The sequence below is a fragment of the Saccharospirillaceae bacterium genome (assembly GCA_022448365.1).
GTDB lineage: Bacteria > Pseudomonadota > Gammaproteobacteria > Pseudomonadales > Oceanobacteraceae > Bacterioplanoides.
The window spans coordinates 481,690-499,814 of sequence record JAKVCS010000004.1 but is presented as its reverse complement, the minus strand read 5'-3'; the positions used below and the strand labels follow the sequence as shown (position 1 = coordinate 499,814).

Genomic DNA, 18,125 nt, shown 5'->3' with positions numbered 1-18,125 from the left:
TTACCCCAGTGGCAAGCGCAAAATCTCGTTACGATTAGCTAGAGCATCCTGCTTGGATGGAAACATCTGGACATCATTCAGTGTTATCAACAATACCCGCTCTGAACTGAGGCCGACATAACCCGCGCGATGCTCTTGCAGATAACAACCATCTTGCAGACTCAGTTGAAACTCTGAGGGAATTGCCGCACTGGCGCGTAAGCCATTCCCCAGCTCATCCATCACATCCTCGATACGGCCGAACAACGCGAGTGCATCGTCGCTGATGGCCAGCACCTGACCGTTAATCAGTTTCGCCAGATCAGCTTGCTTTCCCGAAGCCAGTTTACCCTGCTCAACGCTCTGAACCAGGTTTGAGCTGTTTTCAATTAACATCTTTGTACCCAATCAATTTAGGGGCATGATTATACCCTGAGTGCCTCACTGGCGGAATCCGCAGTAAAACTTATCGATAGCTAATTACTTTAATATAAATTCAATTAATTTATTTTACCAATCACCTAACAATCAACCATACTAAAGCCGTCTACTTAATATTCTGGATTTATCCACGAGGAAAACAGCATGTCTGCATTAGAAAATAAAGAAGGTCAAACCGTCCCATCCGTTAGCTGGCCAACCCGCATTGGGGATGATTGGCAGACGGTAACCAGCGATGAAATCTTTCGCGGCAGGACGGTTGTCGTATTTTCGTTACCCGGCGCCTTTACACCAACCTGTTCGAGCACACACCTGCCAAGATACAACGAATTAGCAAAGGTGTTTGCTGCCAATGGTGTGGATGAGATTGTGTGCATCAGCGTGAACGATACCTTTGTTATGAATGCCTGGGCCGCCAATCAGGAGTCTGAGAACATTCGAATGATTCCCGATGGTAACGGCGAGTTCACCGCTGGTATGGGTATGCTGGTTGATAAAGCAGAACTGGGATTTGGCAAGCGCAGCTGGCGCTACAGTATGCTGGTTAAGGACGGTGTCGTGGACAAAATGTTCATCGAACCACAAAAGCCAGGTGACCCGTTTGAAGTATCCGATGCCGATACCATGTTGAATTACATCAATGCGGATGCTGAACTGCCACAATCGGTGTCTATCATTACCAAGCCAGGATGCCCATTCTGCGCCAAAGCTAAAGATGATCTGAAAGCAGCGGGCCTGGAGTACGAAGAGATGTTGATGGGTCGTGATGCCAGCATCACCTCATTACGCGCGCTCACAGGCCGCGAGACAGTACCCCAGGTGTTTATCGCCGGACAACACATCGGTGGCAGTGAAGAACTGTCCGCTCACCTGGCGAAATAATAAAACATCAGGAGATGCTTTCAGTGAACAGTTGCATCTCCACTGGTTCCATTTTTACCCGGTTCCGGCCCGCTCGCTTCGCTTCATAAAGCAGCCGGTCGGCTCGGTTCAATAACTCTTCGCAGTCTTCTCCGGGATGGAACTGGGCAACACCAATGGAAACGGTGAGGGGAATATTTACTTCAGAAAATCCTTTCTCAGTCACTCTGACACGAATACGATCCAGCACCCGACCGGCATCTTCTAACTCCAACCCACTGAGTAGTAATACAAACTCTTCACCACCATAGCGTGCCGCCAGATCCACCTCGCGAATCGACATTTTCAACTGCAAAGAAAGCTCAGCCAGCACCTGATCGCCAATGCGGTGTCCATGAACATCATTGATCTGTTTGAAGTGATCAATATCAACAAAGGCCAGCACAAATGGTAACCCTTCCCGATTGGCCAAAGCACGTTGCTTTTCCAGCGTACGAATCAGGTAACGGCGGTTGTACAGGCCGGTCAGTTCATCAGTGATTGCTAACTCTTCAATCCGCGCCATTGCGCGGCGTAACTCGCTGTTCTTGCGTTTGTAAGCATCCCGAAGAATGGTAAATTCGCGACCGATAACGGTGTACGCCATAATGCATGCGAGGAAGGTAATACCAAGGAAAGCCTCAAGTTCGGGAATCCATAAGCCACCACCACTGTGCTGTAAATACAACACCACGCCGGTGTAACAACTCATCGCGAACAAACAGATACCCAGATATTCCTTCCAGCTCAGGCGGAATACCCCAAACGGCATGACGGCCAGATAGGCCAGCATCAAGACCGGACGCAGTTCCTTGGCGCATAACAACATGACGGAGATATACAGGATATTCCAGAGCATGAACGGAAGGGTGAGGCTGGGGTCAGAATAACGTTGGCTAAAGCCGGTGATAACCCAATAGAGCATCAACAGATGGACGCTCCAGTAGCTGCAGAAAATCACCACCAGCTGCGTAGCCGTCAGCTGAGTGAGTTGCAGAAAATAACCCAACAATAACAACAAGCTGAATATAGCTGAAGCTGCCGTAGCCAAACCATGGCGACGGGTTATGTCTTTATGAAGCTGTCCCACGAGTGCATCCCATGCATAAGAACAAGCGGGAGATTATAGAGATTAAAAACTACACGGCTATGTCATATTACGTAAAGTTACCAAACTCCAGATTGTCATTACCAATCCGGAGCCGGGGTTTGTGCAATGCGACGGAATAGCAGCATTTTACTGCTGCGTACGCACACGATTAATGGCTTCCTGCCAACCACGATAGAGACGCTCGCGAGTCTCGTCATCCAATTGTTGAACAAACTCCTTTTCGTGCACCCACAAAGTTGAGACGTCTTCCAGGCTGTCAAAGATGCCAACCTGTAAACCGGCCAAAAATGCCGCTCCCAAAGCGGTGGTTTCGGTAACTTGCGGACGTGTAATGTTCAGTGCGAGTGTGTCAGACAAGAACTGCATCAGCCAGGAGTTAACTACCATACCGCCGTCAACTCTCAGCTCAGCGGGCTTCACACCGTCTTTTGCCATCGCCTCCAGCAAGTCGCGGGTCTGGTAACAGACGGCCTGCAAACCCGCAGTCACAATTTCTTTAATACCGGTGTCACGGGTTAATCCCATAATGGCGCCTTTTGCCTGTGGGTCCCAATAAGGAGCACCAAGACCAGCAAACGCCGGTACCATATAAACCGGATTGTCGTAGCCGGTTTGTTCCGCCAATGGCTGGGTCTCTTTCGCGTTATCAATTAACTGCAAACCATCACGAATCCATTGAATGGTGGCGCCGGCCATAAAAATAGAACCTTCCAGCGCGTAGGTGGTTTTACCGTCGATACGATACCCGACGGTCGTTAGCATGCGACTGGTCGACTGCAGCGCCTGCTCACCGGTATTCATCACCATGAAGCAACCGGTGCCGTAAGTACTCTTCGCCATTCCCGGTTCAAAACACGCTTGCCCAATCAGTGCCGCTTGCTGATCTCCGGCAATGCCACCGATGGTAATTTCAGCTCCGAACAGCGCCTGCCGTGTTTTGCCAAAATCTGCCGAGCTGTCTTTGACCTCTGGCAGTATCGCTTTAGGCACCCGGAACAGCTCGAGCAGCTCGTCATCCCAGCGCTGATTATGGATATCGAATATCAGCGTTCTCGATGCGTTTGTTGCATCAGTCGCATGACTCTCACCGCCCGTCAGTTGCCACAGCAAATAGGTATCGACCGTACCAAACGCCAGCTCACCTTTTTCCGCACGTTCTCGCGCCCCATCCACATGGTCAAGAATCCAGGCGATTTTACTGGCCGAGAAATACGGGTCGAGTAATAAACCGGTTTTCGCTGCCACCTTTTCCTCAAGGCCGTCGTTTTTCAATGCCTGACACTGATCGGCGGTGCGCCGATCCTGCCAGACAATCGCCGGGTAAATCGGCTCACCGGTAGCGCGATCCCAAACCAACGTGGTTTCACGCTGATTAGTAATACCAATTGCAGAAATGTCAGTGGGGTCACAGTCAAGCTGGTTAATGGCATGCTGGGCACTTGAAAGCGTTGTTTGCCAGATTTCGGCCGGGTTGTGTTCAACCCACCCCGGCTGTGGAAAGTGCTGAGTAAATTCCTGCTGACCAGAGGCCAGGATTTCACCTTTTTCGGAGAAAATAATAGCGCGAGAGCTGGTTGTTCCCTGATCCAGGCTCAGTAAATAACGTGGCATGAGTATGTTCCTGTTTATTTTGTGTCGAATATTACTGCTAAGCCTTTGAGCAACCAAGTTTTTCTGTATCCCGCTGTTGCTCAGGAAAAAAATACGAATTCAGCTATATTGAAAGTCAGTATATTTAATGAGCACAGACATGCGTAATAACCAACCAGTTACTCAAAAAACGGTGCATTTAAAAGAAGGCTGCCACCTGGTGTCTTCAACAAATCTGAAAGGCATCATTACCCACTGTAATCGCCATTTTGCGGACATCAGTGGTTTTTCCAGTGACGAGTTAATTGGCAGCCCTCACAATCTGGTTCGTCACCCGGATATGCCAGCGGCCGCTTTTGATGATATGTGGCGCACACTAAAAGACGGCCGCCACTGGATTGGCATTGTGAAAAATCGTTGTAAAAACGGCGATCATTACTGGGTTGATGCCTATGTAACACCGCTTTACGACAAAGGAAATGTGATCGGTTATGAATCCGTGCGCGTTAAACCTTCAGCTCAACAAATCGAACGTGCCGAAATAGCCTATCGGCGTATTAATCAGGGGAAAGCTGCCGTTCCTAAAAGCTCTGATTTCAAACACTATGCTTTGATGTATGCACCCTGGTTGTTGGTTCTGGCGGCGTTAATCATTGGTTCCGCCGGTGCTTTGATAACCACCCTGGCTTTTACTGCCAGTCTGTTTTCGATCTGGTTGAACCACCAGCAAATGAGCACGATTAGCGAGAAAACACGGCGGGTTAAAGACAACCGCATGATGACCTGGATTTATACCGGCCGCACCGATGTCTGCGGTGATATCGAAGTTGCGATGCATACCATGGACCGCCGCTTACAAACGGTATTGGTCAGAGTCGCCGACAATACAGAGCGACTTCAGGATGCAACCAGCAATACCGTCAAACTGTCAGGTGACACTCTGAACCGGGTAAAACAACAACACACTTATACTGTTGAAGTTGAACGTACCAGTCAGGAGATTCAGGGTGCAGCCGACAAACTGGCAGAAAACAATCAGCAATCCAGCGATGCCAGCGATACGGCTTCGGCAACGGCTCAACGTGGCCAGAACAATATTAACGACATGATGAACCAGACAGGAACCTTACAGCAGGAGTTAAAAACCACGGCCAGTGCCATTGAAGATCTGGCGGAAGAAACCCTGGCGGTCAACCGCTTCCTTCAGGCAATCAGTGATATTGCTGAACAAACTAACTTACTGGCGCTAAACGCCGCGATCGAAGCCGCACGCGCCGGAGAACAAGGTCGCGGATTCGCGGTCGTTGCCGATGAGGTGCGTACTCTGGCCCAGCGGGCACAAGAGTCTGCGGGTGAGATTCAAACGATCGTTAACGGTCTCAATCAGCACAGTGAACATGCCGTTAAAGCCATGAAAAAAGGTCAGGAGTCGACGGCTCAGACATTGGTCAATGCACAGCAAGTAACCGAGGTCTTCTCAGCCATCAACAATGAACTTACCGATATTCAGCAAATTGCCGGTGCAAACAGTGTGGCAGTTGATCAACAAAATTCAGCGGCCAGCGATATCTCTCAACATTTATTGCAACTGGAGGGGTTATCGGACGAAGCTGAAAAGCTGGCGCAGGATATGAACGGCCAGTGCGACGAGCTGTCTTTACTGATGGAAGAACAAAGTAATATTATTCGCCGCTTCCAACATGGGTTATGAAGGAATAACATATAAAGCTGAAAAAAGCTGAGAGTTACTCATGTCCTTATTGGATATAAAGCATCTGCGCACGCTTGCGGCGCTTCGTGATGGCGGAACGTTGGTTGAAGCTGCGCGCCGCTTGCACCTGACACAATCTGCTCTGTCGCACCAGCTCAAAGACCTGGAGGAGCGGATTGGCGTATCACTATTCCTGCGCAAGACCAAACCGTTGCGCTTTACCCGTGCCGGTTTGGAATTGTTACAACTGGCCGATCAGGTGTTACCTCAGGTGCAACACACCGAACGCAACCTGAAAAAACTGGCCGGTGGCGACGTTGGTCGTTTGCACATGGCCATTGAATGCCACAGCTGTTTCGAGTGGTTGATGCCCGCTATCAACGGTTTCCGTGATCACTGGCCTGAGGTTGAGATCGACCTGAGTACCAGCTTTAACTTTGAACCCATTCCGGCACTGATTCGTGGTGATATTGATCTGGTGGTTACCTCAGATCCGCATACACATAGCGATATTCACTACCAGCCCTTGTTTCGTTACCAATCACTGTTAGCGATTGCCAACCAGCACCCACTGACGCGCCAAAGTCGTGTTGTACCAACCGATCTGCAACAGGAAACCCTGATTCATTACCCGGTGGATAGGAAGCGTCTCGATATCTTTGAACGTTTCCTGACGCCGCATGGCATTGAGCCACAAATGACCCGACAAACAGAGTTAACGCTGATGATGGTGCAACTCGTTGCCAGTGGACGAGGTGTCGCCTGCCTACCGAACTGGGCATTGCAGCCTTATCTGGATGCAAGCCTAATCACCAGCCGCCCCTTAGGCGACGATGGGGTCTGGCCAACGCTTTATGCAGCAATTCGCAAAGAACAAGCTGACACATCGTATATTCAGGATTTTCTACAGCAGGCACTGGAGAGCAGTTTTAAACATCTATCCGGTATTTTACCGGCTGAAGAGCAAACCTGACTGAAGAGGTATATGACAGGCATAAAAAAAGGGCCTGAAATTCAGGCCCCAAAAAGCGAATTTCTTCGCTACATTCTCACCACGTCTCCTAGGGATACGCGAGGGCTATATTGCCGACAATACTGTGAACCGTCTGTAGCGAATACGTTTTCAAATGTAACCTTTTGTGTTTACAAATTTACTGAACTGTTATTCCTGGTGCCTTCTTGGCCAGATAAGACTAAATCTGGCGCCACCTAAAGTATCGCTGCGCGACACCATGGCACGACCGCCATGCCAATAAGCAATACGACGCACAATCGACAACCCTAAACCGTAGCCACCCGAAGCGCGGGTGCGGCTATCGTCTAACCGTGCAAAAGCAGTGAAGACACGATCCCAGTCTTCCTCCGGAATGCCCGGACCATCGTCTTCGACATCAACCCGACAGGTATCGGTACCGACAGTACAGTTCACCTGAACACGAGAGTTGGCATAACGACCCGCGTTACCGACCAGATTCTGAATGGCTCGGTGCACATAACGTGGTTCAACCTCCGCCATATGACTGCTATCCGGCTCAACGCCAACATAGCCCACGGTCACTTTTTCGGGTGGCCGGGCCTCTTCAACGACCTGTAGCGCAATATCAGCAATATTGGCCTTTTGAAAATCGAGGATAGGTCCGCCTTCTTCCAATCGAGCATAAGTCAGAATTTCATCAATCAGCTCATCCAGCTCCTGAATATCAGAGTCCATCCCTTTCAGCTGCTTAGCAACAAACGGATCGTCGATAACCGTATCTTCGATAATTTGTACGCCAAATCGGATACGCGCTACCGGCGTTCTTAATTCATGTGACACCGCACGAACCATTTCCCGCTGAATCGAAATCAGGCGCTGAATGTGATCCGCCATCTTATTAAACGCCTGCCCCAAACGACTGACAGGATCACTGGCGGTCACCGCCACCCTGGCATTTAGATGACCCTGCGCCAGACGACTGGTCGCCTGTTCGAGTTTGCGTAATCGCGTTTCAAATGAATTCACCACCCAATAAACCCCCAGCCCGATCAACATAATACCGATCGTGGCAATAACCATGATCGCCTGCCAGGAATAAGGGTTAAAAGCATTAATGGGGCCAACAACTAAAGCGCGTTCTTCGCCAGGCAACTTGGCCAGCGCCTCGGCTCTGTTCCCTTCGATAGATATACGCACCAGGATGTCTCCGTACAGCATCCTGCCCTTATCGGTGTCAGTCAGATTGAGTTGATCATAAGGAAGTGCTTTCAGCGGGAAACCAAACTTCGGTTGTACTTGTTTCAGGAAAGTTTCGATCTCCAGACCACTGCGCCGAAAATCCTGCATTAACAGGAAAGCTGCAGCCTGAGCCTGAATATCCGTTACGGCATTGAGTTCAATATCCAGCACCCGTTGCAGATTAAGGTCCTTAATCAAGCGAACACTGCGCCCATCATTGGTCAGAAAGATCAATGCCTGACCTCGGGCAAGACGGTGAATCTGATAATCATCAAGATCGGTACGCGCCTCTGCCAATGGCAAGATTTGCATATCCGCATCAAACAACGCCGATAATTCCCTCAATGCGGCCGGATTTTCCTCCAGCCGCTGCGCCAGCATAAACAAGCTACCGCTGACAATGTCTTCATTAAACTGTGCTGTGCGGACAAAGTTAACCAGCTGCAACGCAGCCGTGCATAAAATGCCCACCACCAGCAGGGCTGCTAACAGTCCGGAATAAACCCGTATAAAGATACGCTGTCTCCCGCGCTCAGATTTCCTTCACGAACAGATAACCCTTAGAACGCACAGTTTTGATACGTTTCGGGTTCATCGGATCATCACCGACTTTTGGACGAATACGCGAGACACGTACATCAATAGAACGATCCTGACCGTCATACTCAATACCCCGCAGCTGGTGGAAGATTTCCTCCCGTGTCAAAACACGCCCGGCGCTGGAGCTGAGCAACCACAACAAATCAAACTCGGCGCTGGTCAAATCAATACTTTGCCCATCCAGCCAAGCTTCACGCATGGCATTATCCACCACGAGGTTACCGAAGGTCAGACGGTTATCACCACCGGCTTCCATTTCTTCCTGTTCCGGCTCTTCCTTAACCCGACGCAACAATGCGCGAATGCGTGCCAGTAACACACGAGGACGAACGGGTTTAGCCACGTAGTCGTCAGCACCCATTTCTAAGCCAAGCACCTGGTCGAGGTCTTCCGTACGTGCCGTCAACATCAGAATCGGACCCTTATAATAAGGACGTACAATACGGCAAACGGCTAAGCCATCTTCGCCTGGTAGCATAAGATCCAGCACCACCAGATCGGGTTGCTCTGTCTTGATGCGTTCAATCGCGCGGCTACCATCGCCCTCGACCGATACTTTCAACCCGTTGCTTTCGAGGTAGTCTTTAGTGAGTGTCGCCAGACGCTCATCATCCTCAACGATCAGAATGCGCCAGTTTTCTTCCGGGTTTTGACCATTTTCTTGTTTCAACATGGTTCCTTACCAATCCTTAAATACTTTGCCAGTCGGCCATATAGATATAACTTTAGACCTAGTTACGCTTTGTTGCATAGTAACGAAAAAACATTTGCTGATGGTGCCTTTTTCACACCAAATCAGACACGGCAACCGCTGCCCGAAAGTGCAGAAATAGTGTCCACCAACTACACACAAGTTATCCACATGTCATTTTTACGACACACTACATTTGGGGTTGAAAACCCACTCTGACCGCATTATCTTGTGCTTCGGCCTTATAAATTCTGTCGACAACTCAGTCACTTAGAGAGTCATCTACAGGCTTTTAACCCAGGCGTCAACATCTATGGATTCACATTATTTCTATCAGGGATAGATGGAGTAGTTTCCCTTGAATACAGGCACAATCAGCATGAACAGTCAGCTCAAAGTCAGCAAACGTGATGGGCGTCAGGAAATTCTCGATCTAGAGAAGATTCACAAAGTAGTTACCTGGGCCGCCGATGGTCTGGACAAAGTGTCCGTTTCTGAAGTTGAGTTAAAAGCACATCTGCAGTTTTTCGATGGCATACAGACTTCTGAAATCCATGAAACCCTGATCAAGGCTGCTGCAGACCTGATTTCTGAAGAAACTCCGGATTACCAATACCTGGCTGCCCGGCTGAATATTTTCCACCTGCGTAAGAAAGCATACGGCCGCTTTGAACCGCCCGCTTTGCTGGATCATGTACAAAAAATGGTCGAGGCCCAACGCTACGATCGACACCTGCTGGAAGACTATACCGCGGAAGAATTCGCTGCGATGGATGAGTTTATCGATCATTCGCGTGATATGAACTTCAGCTATGCCGCGGTCAAACAACTGGAAGGTAAATACCTGGTGCAAAACCGTGTAACTGGGGAAGTTTATGAGAGCGCCCAGTTCCTATACGTGTTGATCGCCGCCTGTTTGTTTGCGTCGTATGATAAAGAACGCCGTCTGGGTTACATCAAACGCTTTTACAACGCGGTATCCAGCTTTAAGTTGTCGCTGCCAACCCCAATCATGGCAGGTGTTCGTACACCTACCCGCCAGTTCAGTTCGTGTGTGCTGATCGAAGCCGGTGACAGCCTGGATTCGATCAATGCAGCCGCTGGCGCTATTGTTAAATACGTGTCTCAGCGCGCGGGCATTGGTATTAATGGTGGGCGTATTCGTGCTTTGGGTAGCCCGATTCGTGGTGGTGAAGCTTTCCACACCGGCTGTATTCCTTTCTACAAGCACTTCCAGACCGCCGTTAAGTCCTGCTCTCAGGGTGGTGTCCGTGGTGGTGCCGCCACATTATTCTATCCAATGTGGCATCTGGAAGTTGAAAGCCTGTTGGTACTGAAGAATAACCGCGGTGTTGAAGAAAACCGCGTACGTCATCTCGACTACGGTGTTCAGATCAACAAAACGATGTACGAACGCCTGATCAAAAACGGCAACATTACCCTGTTCTCTCCGTCAGATGTGCCTGGTCTGTATGATGCCTTCTTCGAAGATCAGGAACTGTTCGATCAGCTCTACACCAAGTACGAGGCCGACGACAGCATTCGTAAGCAGACTGTTAAAGCCGTTGATTTGTTCTCCGGTATGATGCAAGAGCGTGCAAGCACTGGCCGCATCTATGTCCAGAATGTTGACCATTGTAATACCCACAGCCCATTTAATCCGAAACGTGCGCCGGTTCGTCAATCCAATTTGTGTCTGGAAATTGCTCTACCGACCAAACCGTTGGAAGAAATTAACGACGAAAACGGTGAAATTGCTCTGTGTACTCTGGCGGCCTTCAACCTGGGTACAGTCACTGACCTGGCTGAACTGGAAGAACTAGCAGACCTTATTGTTCGTGCTCTGGACAGTCTGCTGAGTTATCAGGATTATCCGGTTGCTGCAGCACAACGGGCTAGTCTGGGCCGTCGTACCCTTGGGGTGGGTGTTATCAACTATGCCTACTACCTTGCTAAGAACGGCGTGAAGTATTCTGACGGTAGTGCCAATGGCCTTACTCACCGTACTTTTGAGGCCATTCAATACTGGTTGCTCAAAGCCTCTAATCAGCTGGCGCAAGAACAGGGCAAATGTGAACTGTTTGATGACACCACCTACGCTCAGGGCATTCTGCCCATCGACAGCTACAAGAAAGAAGTGGATAGCTTCTGTGACGAAGCACTACAACTGGATTGGGAATCTCTGCGTAAAGAGATTCAGGAGCATGGCTTACGCAACTCCACCCTAACGGCACTGATGCCATCTGAAACGTCTTCTCAGATCAGTAACGCGACGAATGGTATCGAGCCACCTCGGGGTTATATCAGCGTTAAGCAGAGTAAAGACGGTATCCTGAAACAGGTTGTCCCGGACTACGACAAACTGAAAAACAACTACGAGCTGCTGTGGCAAATCCCGGATAATCAGGGTTATCTGCAGCTGGTGGGTATTATGCAAAAATTTGTTGACCAGGCGATTTCTGCCAACACCAACTACGATCCGGCGCGCTTCGGTGGCAAGGTACCGATGCAACAACTGCTGAAAGATCTGCTAACGGCTTATAAAAACGGCTTAAAAACTCTGTACTACCACAACACTCGCGATGGTATGGAAGATCCGCAAGCAGCTGAAAAAGAAGACGATGGCTGCGAAGGCGGCGCTTGTAAGATCTGATTGTTGGTCAGATCTTCAAACTAATTAATGAGAGTAACCCGGTCGCGCCGTATGGTCTTACAACGGCGTAACCACTGAGAAGATTGCAATGGCTTATACCACTTTTAACCGCAACGAATTTGATACTTTTGCCCAGCCAATGTTTTTTGGTGAACAGGTGAACGTCGCGCGCTACGACCAGCAAAAACACAAAATTTTCGAAAATCTTATCGAAAAGCAATTGTCTTTTTTCTGGCGACCGGAAGAAGTGGATTTGACCAACGACCGCAAAGACTTCCTTGATTTGCCAGAGCATGAGAAACATATCTTTGTTTCTAATCTGAAGTATCAGACACTGCTGGATTCCGTGCAGGGGCGCTCGCCAAATGTGGCATTATTACCAGTGGTTTCACTACCTGAACTGGAAACCTGGATTGAAACCTGGTCATTCAGTGAAACCATTCATAGCCGTTCCTACACACATATTGTTCGTAATATTGTGCCAAACCCGGCCGATATTTTTGACGATATCACTAAAAATGAACACATCACCAAACGTGCCGAGTCTGTGACGAAGCACTACGATGAATTTATTGCGCTGTCGAACTATTACACTCAATTGGGTGAGGGTTCTCACACCATTAATGGCGAAACCATTGACATCGATTTGCGTGATTTAAAACGTCGTATGTACCGTATGATGATTTCCGTTAATGTGCTGGAAGCGATTCGCTTCTACGTCAGTTTTGCATGCTCTTTCGCTTTTGCTGAACGTGCAAAAATGGAAGGCAATGCCAAAATCATTAAATTGATTGCTCGCGATGAAGCACTGCACTTAACCGGTACTCAACACATGCTGCAGATCATGGCTCGCGGTAAAGACGATCCTGAGTTTGCAGAAATCGCGGAAGAGTGTCGCGATGACATGGTCACTATTTTCCGGGAAGCCGCAGAACAGGAAAAAGAGTGGGCCGAGTACCTGTTTAAAGATGGGTCTATGATCGGCTTAAACAAAGACATTCTTTGCCAATACGTTGAGTATATTACGAATCAGCGTATTGGTGCGTTGGGCTTTGATCCTATCTTCGAAACCAAAAATAATCCTCTACCCTGGATTAATGCCTGGTTAAACAGTGACAATGTTCAGGTTGCTCCTCAGGAAGCTGAGATCAGCTCTTACCTGGTGGGTGCTATTGATAGCGAAGTGGATACTAACGATTTTGGCGATTTCGACCTGTAAGCCGGGATTTTACCTATAACGGAACACGATACGGATGTCTGTTGCAATCTTACATATGTCTGAAAATAAACCTGATGATTTCGAACTGACACCAACCACCGAGAGTGGTTGTGATCAGTTCGAGTTGGAAGCTTTAGCGCCCGTAGCGGATGTTGATAGCGTTCAGGGTGAACTGTATCTGCCAGAAAGCAATCCGGAACAGCCCGACGCCGATCCCCAAATCGAACTCGAAGGCATGGGCAAACCGGTTTATGCAGTAGAAATTCACAACAGCCTGAACAGTGATAGTAATCAGGCAGTTCAATTTCAGCATGCCGGTACATTGCTTGATTCGTTGGAAGCACAAAATATCGAAGTGCATTATCAGTGTCGCGAAGGTTATTGCGGTAGTTGCCGGGTACAGTTACTGGAAGGCGAAGTGCATTACAACGAAGAACCAATGGCCTGGATCAATGATGACGAAATCCTGCCTTGCTGTTGCATTCCAAAGTCAGACATTAAAATCAAAATCGACTGACAGAGATTCTCTCTAATTCAAGTACGGCCAATTGCCTGCCGTGACTTCTTTTCTGGCATCAGACCTTTAGCAACGCGGGCGCAAAGCTCCAGACGCTCTACAATCCATTCAGGAATCCCTGATATTCCTACGGTTGATTTCCCTTTTTTTTACGGTAGCCTTATTGTTTTATTCAAGCGAAAAAAAGAGCACTGTATGAGCAAATTAAATCTGCCAGAAGTTGGTAAAGCGGCACCGGATTTTACTACCGTTAACCAAGACGGAGATTCCGTTTCGCTGAAAGATTTCCGTGGTAAAACTGTAATCCTTTATTTTTACCCGAAAGCCATGACGCCGGGCTGTACCGTGCAGGCGGAGGGCATTCGTGACACCAAAGCCGCTTTCGAAGATGCCAACACTGTGGTACTTGGGATCAGCCCGGATGAACCGAAGCGTTTGGTGAAATTTATCGAAAAGCATGAATTAAACTTCACACTTCTATCCGACGAAGATCATAAAATTGCTGATGATTACGGCGTATGGGCATTGAAGAAGTTTATGGGTAAAGAATACGAAGGTATTCACCGACTAACCTTTATTATCGATGCGGAAGGCAAGCTGGTACACATCATGGAAAAGGTGAAAACCAAAAGCCATCATGACGATGTGTTAGAGATTCTGAAAAGCCTGTAAAGCTTTATTGGATAAAGCCGATACACAGACAATGAGAATCATCTTATTGTCTGCTTTTCTTTCAACTCTGCCGGTCCCTTCCCTCGCTGACCATACGGTGGGCTGTGGTTCTGGTATACAGCAATCGGATATTCCGATTGTAGATAATCTGAAATACACCACAGACCGCTATTTAACCAGTCATTGTTTCTTCAACCCTGCTTTGCGACCCGGTAATAATACCTGGTTATTTTCTTTGCCAGCGATTCAATGGCATCAATCTTATCCAGGCAAAACTTCGCGCTCTGAACGCTCTGCCCAATATCAACGCTGGTTTGTTAGCTGGCCGCTTGCCCGATTAAAGCATCATCACTTGCTGTTGGAGGCTAAGGGCGGTGATCAGCAGTTAACCAGTGAGTTCCGGGACAACACGTTATGGACGCCAACAAATCAGGTATTTGCACTACAGCAAAGCCTGTTACTGAAACAAACCCGCCGCGAAATGGCACTAACAGTAAAAGTATTCCGTCCCTATTCCGTCTTGAATCGGTTTAGTCTGCAACACACTCTGTTGCAACAGCCCATTTCAATCAGGCAGCGCTTGCCTAGTCGCGCAGAGGTACTGACTCCGGCCAGAATTCAGCATTACTCAATTGCCATTGGCGCTCAACAACAACGTCGTGGTTGGGATGTGCCCTGGCAATTTGCACTTGGCCACGGCACCTTTGAAGATGATGAAAATAACTACCTGGCTACCGACAATGGTCTGAGAAAAGGGTTTAATTATCTGGCTTTACGCCTGGCAGGAAACTACCGCTGGCGCTTCAGTCGCCAACTGCAGATATCAGCCGTCTATCAGCTAGATTGGCAATATTATGATTTTAGTGATGCTCGAGAAGAAGACAGTTTACAAATCCGTGATTCGTCATCTTTGCAGCAACAGTTCAATGTCACAGCAGAATGGCGTTTTTAGCTGCGAATTTAACCCCGTCGTTGCTGTCGATATTCGAGTGGAGAAATCTGGTGCCAGCGCTTAAAGGCCCGACTAAAGGCACTGCTTTCAGCAAATCCCAGTTCTTCACTGATCTGAGTAAGCGGTAAATCAGTGTTGATCAACAAGTCATATGCACGGCGTTTACGTTCGCTTTCCAATAACTGCTGAAAACTGGTATTCGACTCCTGCAATTTTCGTTGCAGCGTCCTTGCGCTCATGCGCATCTCGGCTGCAACTTCGTCGCGCTCCAGCGTTAACAGAGGAGCTGAGCGGATAATATGTTCAACCAGATGCACAGCATTAGGCTGCTGTATCAACGCTAGTTGTTGCTCCAGCATTTGTTCATGCATCGACGCCAGTTTATCATCACTGAAAGCGAGTGGTTCATCCAGAATTTCCGATGAAAATACCAACGCGTTGTGTTTGGCACCAAAATGGATAGGAGCCTGAAAAATACGTTGATAGTTATCCAATGATTCAGGCTCCGGATGATTAAACTCAACCCGGATAATCGGCAAAGATTTACACACCAGCCAATTGGCAAAGCTACGTAATAGCACCATCACAGCATCAATCTGATGGCGAATAAAATCCTGACGCCGCGGCAGGTAAACCAATCCAGCTTCGCCATCACCTTTTATCAGACAATACTCGCCGCCATCACTGACTACCCGCGTGTAACGAATCGACTTTTCAAATGCAGCTTCCAGCGTTTCGCTGTGCATCAGACTCATTGCAAATAGCTGAAAATGACTGGGTTTTACCTGCTCGCCCATTAGCAACCCAAAATCGCTATTCGGTAATAACGATTCCATTGCCCGCCACATCTTCATGGTTTGTTCAAGACTGATACGGGCATATGGCTGATCCAGCATCCTGGCCTCAATACCAGAAAGTTCCAGCAACACATTGCGATCAATTCCCTGGTGGTCAGCACCAAGGAGTAAAGCATGTATCCATAAGCTGGAGACGGTTTGGATAGTGTTGCTAATCATCGGGATGTACAGCGGTTCCTGAGTAAATGACCGACAACAGACGTCATCGGTGTGATTAAAATAACAAACCCACCGAGATCGGTAAAAGTTTCTTTTATAACGTGGCGAAATCTAATATCGGATAGCCGTTAAAATCGGACTCTCCATCAAAGTTGCAGCTACCCTACCAACACCAAACCCCGTATAGTTGGCGCGCCAGAATTACAAAAACAAACAGTTTGGGAAGATCTGTTGATATGAAAGGGTACAAAAGCGTCAAAGGGGCGACGCTTATTGATAATACCATTGGGCTTGTGGTTGCATCCGGGCTTATTGCCATTTCCTTGGCGCAAGTACCCGGGGTTCTCGACAGTGCTGACAAAGCAGCGCTGCATTACATTCAGCAAACTGAACGTTCGGCCCATAGCGTGTATGAGCAGTACTCGATGGCTAAAGGATCAGAGTCACCAACACTTGAGATTGAATTCAATGGAGTACTGCGTGAGGGCAACCATGTGATATCTCCATTAGGACACTATTGCTACGACAGCAGCCGGCTGGAAGTTGGCCTCACTCGATGCGTTGCAGCTGAGTGATTACTGCAACAAAGATGACGTGAAGTAAGTCAGACGTTTACGTTAATACCCTGGCGTTTGTAACAGTAAGAAGCGTTGCAGTAGATGGTTATCAGACGCCCTTTATCCGGGGTCTGGATGATGTACAAATCAGTAAACTCGGGCGTCCGTTCCATAAATGTCGCGTTGTGAATTTGCTGTGATATCAGACTGTGTGAAACATCTGACTGCAAAGCCTCCCATTCCGTCAGCATACTTCCAGCCAGCATAAGGGAACCGAGAATAAGTTTCATAACATACCTCCAAGCAATGGCCACTCTTTCAGTATAGGAACGAAGATCTGCTCTCGATGTATTTTTTTGTTATAAGGTTACGATACAAAAAGTACGTATTATTACGACATTATTGCCTTTTCAGTGACACCAATAATTCTGCTTCGCCACGCGCCATGCCGCAGTTATCAACCAGTTCGGCAGCGGTTGCACCAAGACCAACAAGGCGGGAGGCCTGCTCGAAGGTAGCATCATCGGCGTTCGGCAATACTGCCTTTTGCTCAACTTTCTGAAAGCGAGACTCTATCTGCTTGATACGCCTTCCCATGCCAATGGTACTGCGGCTAACTGCCTGACTGGCCTCATCGAGAGCAACAAGACTCTCGTTTACCCTGACCTGTTCCAATTGCTGTTGTCGCCACAAAGACCACATAAAGCCGCCGACAACGACCAGTAAAGCCAGATTTCCAATTAACAACCAATGCACCAGAGTCAGTGACGCCATGACAAACCTCTATAAACCTTGAAGTTCTGTCCACTCCTCGTCAGTCATGAGCTTCTCGAGATCCACCAGAATAAGCAATTCATCATTTTTATGACAAACACCCTGGATAAATTTCGCACTCTCTTCATTGCCAACGTTCGGAGTGGTTTCAATTTCTGACTGTCGCAGATAAACCACTTCAGCCACCGCATCCACGAGAATACCAACCACCTGATTTTCCGCCTCGATAATCACGATACGGGTCTGGTCGGTTGTGTCTGATGTCGGCAAACCAAAACGTTGTCGGGTATCAATTACGGTAACCACATTACCGCGCAAGTTAATGATGCCCAATACATACGGGGGCGCACCTGGTACAGGAGCAATTTCGCTGTAGCGCAATACTTCCTGGACCTGCATCACGTTGATACCGTAAGTTTCATTCTCTAATCTGAATGTCACCCACTGCAGAACCGGATCGTCTGCACTCTTATTTCCGGCTATCGCTGACATAAAACATCCTCGCTAAGAAAGATCAGTGCGTCAAA

18 protein-coding genes are annotated in these 18,125 nt (G+C 48.3%); 9 read left to right on the top strand and 9 right to left on the bottom strand.

Annotated features, from left to right (window positions below; genetic code table 11):
- Positions 1-375: a hypothetical protein gene (locus MK185_13450; GenBank protein MCH2041630.1), complete on the bottom strand. Its 375-nt coding sequence runs from the start codon at positions 373-375 to the stop codon at positions 1-3.
- A gap of 189 nt (positions 376-564) precedes the next feature.
- On the opposite strand from MK185_13450, the gene MK185_13445 reads away from it, so the two are divergent.
- A complete protein-coding gene (locus tag MK185_13445; protein ID MCH2041629.1) occupies positions 565-1,302 on the top strand; it encodes a glutathione peroxidase in 738 nt (245 codons plus the stop codon).
- A 7-nt stretch (positions 1,303-1,309) separates the two neighbouring features.
- Here MK185_13445 and MK185_13440 read toward each other — a convergent pair whose 3' ends face one another.
- Together MK185_13440 and glpK are read right to left on the bottom strand one after the other, a co-directional pair.
- Positions 1,310-2,410 carry a GGDEF domain-containing protein gene (locus MK185_13440; protein MCH2041628.1) on the bottom strand — a complete coding sequence of 367 codons (1,101 nt, stop codon included), beginning with the start codon at positions 2,408-2,410 and terminating at the stop codon, positions 1,310-1,312.
- Positions 2,411-2,557: 147 nt separating this feature from the next.
- Positions 2,558-4,042, bottom strand: a complete 1,485-nt coding sequence (glpK, locus tag MK185_13435) for a glycerol kinase GlpK (GenBank protein MCH2041627.1) — start codon at positions 4,040-4,042, stop codon at positions 2,558-2,560.
- A gap of 139 nt (positions 4,043-4,181) precedes the next feature.
- Here glpK and MK185_13430 point away from each other — a divergent pair, with 139 nt between their 5' ends.
- Together MK185_13430 and MK185_13425 are read left to right on the top strand one after the other, a co-directional pair.
- Complete coding sequence (locus MK185_13430) at positions 4,182-5,732, top strand: methyl-accepting chemotaxis protein (GenBank protein ID MCH2041626.1); 1,551 nt, start codon at positions 4,182-4,184, stop codon at positions 5,730-5,732.
- A 40-nt stretch (positions 5,733-5,772) separates the two neighbouring features.
- Positions 5,773-6,705 carry a LysR family transcriptional regulator gene (locus MK185_13425; protein MCH2041625.1) on the top strand — a complete coding sequence of 311 codons (933 nt, stop codon included), beginning with the start codon at positions 5,773-5,775 and terminating at the stop codon, positions 6,703-6,705.
- Between the two features lie 189 nt (positions 6,706-6,894).
- Here the strand turns inward: MK185_13425 and MK185_13420 are convergent, their stop codons facing one another.
- Entirely contained in the window at positions 6,895-8,421 is a 1,527-nt protein-coding gene (locus MK185_13420; GenBank protein ID MCH2041624.1) for an ATP-binding protein, read from the bottom strand.
- Positions 8,422-8,479: 58 nt separating this feature from the next.
- Positions 8,480-9,220 carry a response regulator gene (locus MK185_13415; protein MCH2041623.1) on the bottom strand — a complete coding sequence of 247 codons (741 nt, stop codon included), beginning with the start codon at positions 9,218-9,220 and terminating at the stop codon, positions 8,480-8,482.
- A gap of 397 nt (positions 9,221-9,617) precedes the next feature.
- On the opposite strand from MK185_13415, the gene nrdA reads away from it, so the two are divergent.
- From nrdA to MK185_13390, 5 genes are all read left to right on the top strand, one after another.
- Complete coding sequence (gene nrdA, locus MK185_13410; protein ID MCH2041622.1) at positions 9,618-11,891, top strand: ribonucleoside-diphosphate reductase subunit alpha; 2,274 nt, start codon at positions 9,618-9,620, stop codon at positions 11,889-11,891.
- Between the two features lie 88 nt (positions 11,892-11,979).
- The gene (nrdB, locus tag MK185_13405) at positions 11,980-13,110 is read left to right on the top strand and encodes a ribonucleotide-diphosphate reductase subunit beta (protein MCH2041621.1); all 1,131 of its coding nucleotides are present in this window, start codon (positions 11,980-11,982) and stop codon (positions 13,108-13,110) included.
- A 262-nt stretch (positions 13,111-13,372) separates the two neighbouring features.
- On the top strand, positions 13,373-13,627 hold the full coding sequence (gene yfaE / locus MK185_13400; protein ID MCH2041620.1) for a class I ribonucleotide reductase maintenance protein YfaE: 255 nt from the start codon (positions 13,373-13,375) through the stop codon (positions 13,625-13,627).
- Positions 13,628-13,822: 195 nt separating this feature from the next.
- A complete protein-coding gene (gene bcp / locus MK185_13395) occupies positions 13,823-14,299 on the top strand; it encodes a thioredoxin-dependent thiol peroxidase (protein MCH2041619.1) in 477 nt (158 codons plus the stop codon).
- A gap of 46 nt (positions 14,300-14,345) precedes the next feature.
- Positions 14,346-15,251, top strand: coding sequence for a hypothetical protein (locus tag MK185_13390; GenBank protein MCH2041618.1), 906 nt, complete (start codon positions 14,346-14,348; stop codon positions 15,249-15,251).
- A gap of 8 nt (positions 15,252-15,259) precedes the next feature.
- Here the strand turns inward: MK185_13390 and MK185_13385 are convergent, their stop codons facing one another.
- Positions 15,260-16,267: an AraC family transcriptional regulator gene (locus MK185_13385; GenBank protein MCH2041617.1), complete on the bottom strand. Its 1,008-nt coding sequence runs from the start codon at positions 16,265-16,267 to the stop codon at positions 15,260-15,262.
- A 236-nt stretch (positions 16,268-16,503) separates the two neighbouring features.
- Here MK185_13385 and MK185_13380 point away from each other — a divergent pair, with 236 nt between their 5' ends.
- Entirely contained in the window at positions 16,504-16,842 is a 339-nt protein-coding gene (locus MK185_13380) for a hypothetical protein (GenBank protein MCH2041616.1), read from the top strand.
- Positions 16,843-16,871: 29 nt separating this feature from the next.
- On the opposite strand, the gene MK185_13375 is transcribed toward MK185_13380, so the two are convergent.
- The 3 genes from MK185_13375 to MK185_13365 form a co-directional block, all read right to left on the bottom strand.
- Positions 16,872-17,114, bottom strand: a complete 243-nt coding sequence (locus MK185_13375; GenBank protein MCH2041615.1) for a hypothetical protein — start codon at positions 17,112-17,114, stop codon at positions 16,872-16,874.
- Positions 17,115-17,223: 109 nt separating this feature from the next.
- Entirely contained in the window at positions 17,224-17,598 is a 375-nt protein-coding gene (locus tag MK185_13370) for a DUF2802 domain-containing protein (protein ID MCH2041614.1), read from the bottom strand.
- 9 nt (positions 17,599-17,607) lie between these two features.
- The gene (locus tag MK185_13365; GenBank protein MCH2041613.1) at positions 17,608-18,090 is read right to left on the bottom strand and encodes a chemotaxis protein CheW; all 483 of its coding nucleotides are present in this window, start codon (positions 18,088-18,090) and stop codon (positions 17,608-17,610) included.
- Between the last annotated feature and the right edge of the window lie 35 nt (positions 18,091-18,125).